Origin of the sequence: Sphingorhabdus sp. (assembly GCF_035329025.1) — a bacterium.
Classification (GTDB): Bacteria; Pseudomonadota; Alphaproteobacteria; order Sphingomonadales; family Sphingomonadaceae; genus Sphingorhabdus_B.
Map to the genome: position 1 here is coordinate 20,477 of NZ_DAOLHN010000041.1, position 7,911 is coordinate 28,387.

Here is a 7,911-nt window from a genome sequence, read left to right on the forward strand (position 1 = left end):
AGCGGGACGGGAGAGGGACAACATGAAAAAATGGATTATCGGCCTGTTGGTCGTAGCAGCGGCGGTGCTTGGCATCGGTTGGCTGACGATGGACAAGGATATGCGCAATCTGGCGGCAAACTTGCCGACCGATCGCAACGTCCTGTTCTGGTCCATCGCGCAGCGCGATGCGGCCTTCCGTACGATGGATCGCCTGCCGGTTCTGGCCAAGGCGAATATTATCGAAGCGGGTGAGAAGGTCTTTCCGCTCCCCAAAGGTGCAGAACTGAAGCCGGGTATCGACGTTGATGCCTATATGAAGGCGCAGCGCACCGCGGGCCTCGTCATTGTCCACAATGGCCAAGTTCGCCTCGAAAAATACGGCCTCGATTTCGATGGCAATGGCAAATGGACCAGCTTTTCGGTCGCCAAGTCGCTGACCTCGACGATGGTCGGTGCCGCAATCAAGGATGGCTATATCAAGAGCCTTGATGACAAGGTGACGCAATATATCCCCGAAATGAAGGGGTCAGCCTATGACGATGTCACCATCGCGCAATTGTTGACCATGACCTCGGGCATCAAATGGAATGAGGATTATGAAGATCCGAAGTCCGATGTGGCGCGCTTCAATGAGCATAAGGCCGAACCGGGCATCGACGTAACCGTCAGCTATATGCGCAAGCTGCCGCGCGAGGCTCCGGCGGGCACAAAGTGGGTCTACAAGACCGGTGAGACCAATTTGATCGGCGTTCTCGTCAGCAAGGCAACGGGCAAGAAACTGTCCGACTATCTTTCCGAAAAGGTCTGGGCCCCGTTTGGCATGGAGCAGGACGGAAGCTGGCTGCTGGGGTCGACCGGCCATGAAATCAGCGGCTGCTGCATCCAGGCATCGACCCGCGATTATGCCCGCTTCGGGATGTTCATCCTCGGTGGCGGTCTCGTCAACGGCAAGGCGATTTTGCCCGACGGCTGGATAGCATCGGCGACCACCAAGCAGGCTGATATCGGCACGCCCGGCAAAGGCTATGGGTTCCAATGGTGGACCTATGATGATGGCAGCTATGCAGCGCAGGGAATTTTCGGCCAAGGTATCTTTATCGATCCCAAGCGCAAGCTGGTGATCGCATCAAACAGCAACTGGCCGCGCGCCACCGACCCGGCCGGGCAGGATGGGCGTGAGGCCTTCTACAAAGCCGTACAGAAGGCACTGGACGACGAACTGGCGTCCTTTCCGGAGGATGTGAAATGAGCGGCAAGACAGCATGGATAACCGGTGCATCGTCGGGCATTGGTGAGGGGTTGGCAAAGGAATGGCTGGAACGCGGCGGGCGCTGTGTGCTCTCAGGGCGCAATGTTGCGGCGTTGGAGGCTGTGGCCTCGAATGCGCCGGATCGCTGTCTGGTGCTGCCATTTGAAACCACCGACTATGCAGCGATTCCTGCATTGGTGGAAAAGGCGGTTGCATTCAGCGGCGATGTCGATGTGCTGGTGAACAATGCCGGCATCTCGCAACGTTCTCTCGCCATCGACACCGACATGTCGGTCTACCGCCAGATTGTCGATGTGGATCTGCTCGCGCCGATTGCCCTCACGCAGGCCTTGCTTCCGCACCTGCTGGCGCGCGGTTCGGGCGGGGTTGTGATGATTTCAAGCGTTGCCGGTAAAGCAGGCGTACCGATGCGCACCGCCTATTGCGCGGCCAAACATGGACTTGTTGGCTATGCGGATTCGTTGCGCAGTGAAATTGCGGGGCAGGGTATCAAGGTGCTCGTTGTGGCCCCGGGTTCAGTGCGTACCAATGTTTCACGCAATGCACTGGCGTCTGACGGATCGGTGCGCGGTGTCAGCGATGCAGCGATCGACAATGGCCTTGACCCCGCAGATGTCGCCAAGACCATCTGGGATGCCCTCGAAGCCGGCAAGCGGGAAATTGTCGTGGCCGAAGGCATGGAAGCAGCGATCCCTGTCATGCGTGCGCAAGAACCGGACAAGCTGTTCGACATGGTCGAGGCGATGGTCGCGCAGGGCTATGCGCAGAAAATGGCGGCCGAGAACAACTGAATCAGTCGCGGGCGGCGCGCAATGCCGCCCCGCCGGCGAAAGGCGACAAGGCTGTCATCGCCAAACTCGTGGCTGCCAGCAATTGCAGCGCGTTGCTGGCTGAATCGCCCAAAGTTCCCGCTCCGAAAATCAGGATCGGTATAGCAAGCGGAACAAGCAGCAGCCCGCCCAGCGCCGATGCGCCGTTGAGGCCAGCGGTCAGCGCCGCGATTGTCACGCCTAGACCGGCAAAAGCGGGCAAAGCGAGGGCGAGGCCAATTATCAATGTCTTTGCCTGCGCATCGGGCACGCCGAGCAGGGCGATCGCAACGGGCGTGGCGAGCAGCAACGGGATGCCGAAACCAACGATGTGGCCTGCAATCTTGGCCGCAGCAATCCATTCATCCGCCCATCCGCGCAGCACAAGCTGGTCGAGTACGCCGGATTGACGGTCAGGCAGTACCAGCCTTTCGATTGGCAATAAGCTGGCCAGCAGAGCCGCGATCCACAGGATGCTACCTCCAACCCGTGCGAGCAGGGCCTTGTCCGGGCCGGTGACGAATGGAAACAGCGTCGCCACTGCAAGATAAAACACGATCGGCAGCCACAGCCCGCCGCCTGTCCAGGCGATGCGGACCTCGCGCCAGGCAATGCTCGCAAACCCTTTCATGCGGCCAACTCCGCCTTTGGCCGGTCGATAACAAGGCTGCGGGTGACGATGACGGTCGGTGCGATATGCGAGGCAACCAGCGCAATCCCGCCTTGTTCGGTATGGCGGGATAAAGCCGCATCCAGACGGGCGACATTCGCCTGATCAAGACCATTATAGGGTTCGTCGAGCAGCCAGATTGGCACGTCGCTGGCCAATAGCCGCGCCAATGCGCCACGACGTTTTTGACCTGCTGATAGTAACCGCACGGGCAAATCTGCCAAACCGATCAGGTCGAGCGTTTCCAGCGCAGCCTCCAGCTTCGCTGGTTTGATGGCGTCAAGGTCCGTCCAGAAACGGATGGCTTTTCCGAGCCGCTGGTCAAGGTCCAGGGCAAGATTGTCATCACACAGCGCAATTGCGCCGCTGATGCTGACCTCCCCCGACGCAACCGGAAGCAGCCCGGACAGCGCCCGAAACAGCGTCGATTTGCCGCTGCCATTGGCCCCGCGAACCCAGACCAGTTCGCCGCGTTCAACCTCCAGATCGAAATCGCGCAGAATTACCCGAGTGCCGCGAATGATGGCGACGCGGTTCAGTTTGATGCTTGGCGATGCGGCTTGACTGTGCGGCATGGCGCGACATAGGCACGGCGCGCGCAAAAAGCAAAGGCAGGAGAGTGAGATGGCAGTTCGGGAACTGGACGCAAGCGAACGTGAAGTTGCTTTGGCAGGGTTGACCGGCTGGAGCTATGATAGCGAAGCGCGCGGTATCAGGCGCACATTCCGCTTTTCAGATTTCGCCGAAGCCTTTGGTTTCATGAGCCGTGTGGCGATCCTTGCCGAAAAGGCTGACCACCACCCTGAGTGGTTCAATGTTTACAATCGTGTCGAAATATTGCTGACGACGCACGATGCGGGTGGCTTGTCGGAGCGCGATATATCACTGGCGGCCGCGATTGATGGGTTCGCCTAGTTTCTCCCTCCCGCTTGCGGGAAGGATTAAGGGGGGGTGCGGGCGAAGCGAGCCGTCGGTCGTTTCAGACCCTCCCCCAGCCCCTCCCGCAGGCGGGAGGGGAGAGTGCTCAGTTCTTCACGACCGTCTCGATACCCTGCATCGTCGATAATTGTCTGCGCAAGCGACCCGGGAACCAGCGCGCGGCGAACGCGAGCTGTTTCGCCAGCTTGTTGACCGGTGTGTGCACCTTGTCCCCATGCACGGCTTCCCAGGCGGCCGGGCCGATGATCGACACCGGGCTGACCTCGATGCCCGCTTCTTCAAGCCGCTGCTTTCCTGTCTGGTTTGATCCGGGAGCAACCGCACCGATGATATTGGTATCAATGAAACCCGGCATCAGCGAACGCGCCTTGATGCCCAGCTCGCGCCATTCAATGTCGTGCGCCTCGGTGAGTCCGCGCACTGCGAATTTGGTCGCGCTATAGACGCTAAGGCCTGCTGATCCATAAATGCCGGCCGCTGAAGCCGTGTTGAGTACGCAGCTGCCAGGGGTGGCTTTCAGGCTGGGGAAACTGGCTCGGATGCCGTTGATTACGCCGGTGACATTGATAGCAATCATCCGGTCAATTTCTTCGTCGGTCATATCCTGTATGGGTCCACCGGTGCCAACACCGGCATTGTTGAACAGCACGTCCATCTTGCCGCCCGTGTGCTTGCCGAATTCGGCAATCGCCTCTTTCCATTGCGGGCGGTTGGTCACGTCAAGCTTGTGAATCGACCACTGACCAGCCGGAAGCATATCAGCCGTTACCTTGAGGCCCGCCTCGTTGACATCCGCCAGCCCCACAAACCAGCCCTTTCCGGCAAAGTAGCGCGATACTTCGCGACCAAGGCCCGACGCGGCGCCGGTTACGAAAATGCTTTTGCGGTTGCTGGACATGGCTCGACTCTCCCTCTTATTTGCATCGCTGTAAGCACAGCAATTCGCCCTTCGGGTCAACCCCTACTTGCAGCATGGAATGGAGGACGATAATCTGCTTTCACCTATGCAGATGTTTCGCTTGTTGATTTCAATCCTGTTTGCAGTGTTGCTGGCGACGATGCCAGGACAGGCTCGTGCGGACGTTATCGCAACCTTTTACAGCCATGATTTCGGGGACTATTTCCCCCATGCCTTCATCCGGTTGAAGGGAACAGTCGATGCCACCGGCGAAAAGGTCGATACCAATTACGGCTTCACTGCCGTCAGCGTTTCGCCCGCTATTCTGATGGGTTCGGTCAAGGGCATGATCGAAACCAAGGATGCCAAATATGTGTCGCGCAGCAACCCGCATTTCACCTTGCGCCTGTCGGATGCCGAATATCGCAAATTGATCGACCATGTCGAAAAATGGCGCAGCATGCCGGGCAAAAGCTACAGCCTCAACAAGCGCAATTGCGTGCATTTCGTGATGGAGGCAGCGGCATTGCTCGGTCTGTCGGTGAACCGGAAGAGCAAGTTTTTCAAAAAGCCGAAATCTTTTGTGCTCGAAATGATGAAGCTCAATCCGACGCTGCGGCTTTAATTATCAAATCGCCTCAAAGCCGGTAGCGTAATAATGCCAGGTAAAGATCGCGGCGGCACCGCGGTGCGGCCGCCAGGCTTCTGCCACTTCTCGCGTCGGCTTTTCGCTCGGGCGCTCGTCAAGCAACAGGATGCGCTTCACACCTTCCTGTACGGCCAGATCACCCGCCGGCCAAATGTCTGGGCGTCCTTCGGCAAAGAGCAGATAAATTTCGGCTGACCAGCGGCCGATGCCTTTGACCTTGGTCAGATAGGCGATCGCCTCCTCGTCATCCTCGGGCAGTGCATCGAGAGGCAGTGCGCCGGAAACAACCAGTTCGGCAAGACTGCGCGCATAGCCCTGTTTCTGGCGGCTCAGGCCGCACGCACGCAGACTGTCAAAATCTTCGGCCAGCAGCTTTTCCGGTGCGCAGTCCTCGTCCAGCTTGGTCGCCAGCTTGTTCCACATCGATGAAGCCGCAGCAACGCTGACCTGCTGCCCGACGATCGTGCGTAGCAGCGTCGTATAGCCCCGTTCGCGGATACGGGGTTCTGGATAGCCGACTTGCTCCAGCGCTATCGCAAAGCGCTTTTCCTTTCCCGCCAGTGTATCGAGCGAGTGCTTGATCTGTTCGGCAGTCAGCCCCATCAGTTCACAAGCTTCAGTAAGGCCATCGGCGGGCCGAAAGTCTTCGGGCCGATATCCCAGCGCAGCACCTGCATCGCACCTTCGTCGACCGGTCCCTCATCGGTGTTATTGGCCATGATCTTCGCATTGGTGCGGATGGTGAAGGTGCCCTTGACCTCAACCGGTTCGACATTTTTCTTTGCCGAACCCATGCCTGGGATCATCGATCCGGCCCCCATCAGCGACATCAAAGAAACGTCCGCGTCGTTATGGAATGTCGGGGCCTCGATCCGCACGCGACCATTGTCCCAGCGTGTGACGTGGATCATCGGATTGCCCAGCGCATAGCGCGGGATCACCGGGAAGGCGAAATCATCTGCAAGACGGCCCTTGGTCGAATAGTCGATCATGAACAGGCCGTTGCCCAGATGCTCGACCTTGTTCCAAGCGGCCAGTCGTTCGACTTCCTTGGTGAAGCGCTCAATGGTCTTTGGGTTGCTGGGATCGATACCGCCAAGCATGGCGGCGAACATCTTCTTGGCTTGTTCCTTTTCCTTTTTGGAGGCAGCCTGCTGTTCATCCCATTCTTTTTTCTGCTGTTCAACTTCAGCGGTTGTGCATTCACGCTCGCTATAATCGTCCTCCATCGACTCAACCGCAGCAGCGGCTTCGGCGGCCGCATCCTCTGCTGCGCCCGCCGCATCTTCAGCCGCTGCTGCTGCATCGGCCTCTGCTTCGGCTTCTTGGGTGAAATCCTCTTGAGAGGTTTTCGACGCGGCAGTGCCTGCTGTGTCAGCGGCAATTTCGGCCAATGCGGCATCAGCGGCGGCGGCATCGGCGGCTGCCTTGGCGGCGGCTTTTTCCTTGCGTTTTTCCTTTTTCTGCTCTTCCTCGCTCTTTTCAGCTTCTGGAACAGGGCCATAGCAGGCCGCTACAAATTCGGCGTTGCCACCTTCGTTATCGAGCGTTTCGTTGAGCAAATTGGCAAGGCCGACCAGCTGAATTTGCCCTTTATAACTGAAGGCAAATTGGCCGTCGGCCATCACCGTCATTTCCGAATTGAACTCGCCGGGCAACAGCAGGCAACCCGAAAGACTTAGGGGGGCAACAACAGCCAGGCCAAGGGCGGCGATTTTCTTGAAATGCATTAGTCAGCTTTCGATTGGCGCAGGGTCGCGGCGGCATAAAGCGCAATCGCTGCGGCGTTGGAGACGTTCAGGCTTTCCATCTGTTCGCTGATTGGCAGCTTTGCCAGCTGGTCGCAATGATCCTCGATATTGGCGCGCATGCCTTCGCCCTCGGCCCCCAGAACCAGTGCATTTCGGCGAGGCGCGAGCGCCTTGTCGAGGTTGGTATCGGCATGGCCGGAAAGGCCAATGCGCCAATAGCCATGCTCGGCAATTTCTTCCAGCGCGCGGGCGAGGTTAACGACGCGAATCCATGGCACCACTTCCAGCGCTCCTGAAGCGGCCTTGGCCAGCACACCCGATTCGGGCGGCGCGTGGCGATCCTGCGTCACCACCGCAATGGCATCGAATGCCGCCGCCGAACGGAAGATGGCACCGACATTATGTGGGTCGGTAACCTGATCGAGGACGAGGATCGGCCGGTCATCTTCTTCATGTGCATCGAGGATATCGGACAACCAGACATCCTCGAGCGGCGCTACCTCGGCGACAATGCCCTGATGCGGCGTATCCTTTGGCACGAAGCGAGCCAGATCGGATCCTTCGCAAAACTGGAAGGGAACGCCCTGCGGGACTTCAACTTGCGACAAGGCTTCGCGCGTGCCCCAGATTTTCAGGACGCGGCGTTCTGGATTTTCAAGTGCGGCGGTAACGGCATGGCGCCCCCAGAATTTTGGGTTGCCACTGGTTTGGGCCGCACCCCGGCGGCGTTGGCTTTTATGTGAACTCATTTTGCCGCTATTCCATCTCGGCCATTGACAGGCAAGCGGCGTTTCGCCAATAGGCCGCTTCTTCTTCGGGACCGGCCCTTTGCCTCGCGCAACGCCCCGTGGAAAAGTGGACAGGTGGCCGAGTGGTTAAAGGCAGCAGACTGTAAATCTGCCCGGTTTTCCGTACGCTGGTTCGAATCCAGCCCTGTCCACCA

At 58.7% G+C, this 7,911-nt stretch carries 10 protein-coding genes and 1 tRNA gene; 5 read left to right on the forward strand and 6 right to left on the reverse strand.

Features of this window, described 5'->3' with window-relative positions:
• The first annotated feature begins 22 nt into the window (after positions 1 to 22).
• Together PKC81_RS11655 and PKC81_RS11660 are read left to right on the forward strand one after the other, a co-directional pair.
• Positions 23 to 1,231 carry a serine hydrolase gene (locus tag PKC81_RS11655; RefSeq protein ID WP_324336256.1) on the forward strand — a complete coding sequence of 403 codons (1,209 nt, stop codon included), beginning with the start codon at positions 23 to 25 and terminating at the stop codon, positions 1,229 to 1,231.
• Positions 1,228 to 2,043 (forward strand): SDR family NAD(P)-dependent oxidoreductase, encoded by an 816-nt coding sequence (locus tag PKC81_RS11660; protein WP_324336258.1) that lies wholly within the window; start codon positions 1,228 to 1,230, stop codon positions 2,041 to 2,043. The genes PKC81_RS11655 and PKC81_RS11660 overlap by 4 nt, the downstream gene beginning before the upstream one ends.
• Before the next feature lies 1 nt (position 2,044).
• On the opposite strand, the gene PKC81_RS11665 is transcribed toward PKC81_RS11660, so the two are convergent.
• Positions 2,045 to 2,692, reverse strand: a complete 648-nt coding sequence (locus PKC81_RS11665; RefSeq protein WP_324336260.1) for a heme exporter protein CcmB — start codon at positions 2,690 to 2,692, stop codon at positions 2,045 to 2,047.
• Positions 2,689 to 3,306, reverse strand: a complete 618-nt coding sequence (ccmA, locus tag PKC81_RS11670; RefSeq protein WP_324336262.1) for a heme ABC exporter ATP-binding protein CcmA — start codon at positions 3,304 to 3,306, stop codon at positions 2,689 to 2,691. The genes PKC81_RS11665 and ccmA overlap by 4 nt, the downstream gene beginning before the upstream one ends.
• Positions 3,307 to 3,355: 49 nt before the next feature.
• Here ccmA and PKC81_RS11675 point away from each other — a divergent pair, with 49 nt between their 5' ends.
• The gene (locus PKC81_RS11675; protein ID WP_324336264.1) at positions 3,356 to 3,646 is read left to right on the forward strand and encodes a 4a-hydroxytetrahydrobiopterin dehydratase; all 291 of its coding nucleotides are present in this window, start codon (positions 3,356 to 3,358) and stop codon (positions 3,644 to 3,646) included.
• 109 nt (positions 3,647 to 3,755) lie between these two features.
• On the opposite strand, the gene PKC81_RS11680 is transcribed toward PKC81_RS11675, so the two are convergent.
• Positions 3,756 to 4,568 (reverse strand): SDR family oxidoreductase, encoded by an 813-nt coding sequence (locus tag PKC81_RS11680; protein ID WP_324336266.1) that lies wholly within the window; start codon positions 4,566 to 4,568, stop codon positions 3,756 to 3,758.
• A 79-nt stretch (positions 4,569 to 4,647) separates the two neighbouring features.
• On the opposite strand from PKC81_RS11680, the gene PKC81_RS11685 reads away from it, so the two are divergent.
• A complete protein-coding gene (locus PKC81_RS11685) occupies positions 4,648 to 5,193 on the forward strand; it encodes a hypothetical protein (protein WP_324336268.1) in 546 nt (181 codons plus the stop codon).
• 3 nt (positions 5,194 to 5,196) lie between these two features.
• On the opposite strand, the gene PKC81_RS11690 is transcribed toward PKC81_RS11685, so the two are convergent.
• From PKC81_RS11690 to rlmB, 3 genes are read right to left on the reverse strand one after another with little or no spacing between them, the layout of a single operon-like run.
• Positions 5,197 to 5,820 (reverse strand): DNA-3-methyladenine glycosylase 2 family protein, encoded by a 624-nt coding sequence (locus tag PKC81_RS11690; RefSeq protein ID WP_324336269.1) that lies wholly within the window; start codon positions 5,818 to 5,820, stop codon positions 5,197 to 5,199.
• Positions 5,820 to 6,947: a hypothetical protein gene (locus PKC81_RS11695; RefSeq protein ID WP_324336271.1), complete on the reverse strand. Its 1,128-nt coding sequence runs from the start codon at positions 6,945 to 6,947 to the stop codon at positions 5,820 to 5,822. The genes PKC81_RS11690 and PKC81_RS11695 overlap by 1 nt, the downstream gene beginning before the upstream one ends.
• On the reverse strand, positions 6,947 to 7,717 hold the full coding sequence (gene rlmB / locus PKC81_RS11700; protein WP_324336273.1) for a 23S rRNA (guanosine(2251)-2'-O)-methyltransferase RlmB: 771 nt from the start codon (positions 7,715 to 7,717) through the stop codon (positions 6,947 to 6,949). The genes PKC81_RS11695 and rlmB overlap by 1 nt, the downstream gene beginning before the upstream one ends.
• Positions 7,718 to 7,825: 108 nt before the next feature.
• Here rlmB and PKC81_RS11705 point away from each other — a divergent pair.
• Positions 7,826 to 7,911: transfer RNA gene (locus PKC81_RS11705), tRNA-Tyr, on the forward strand.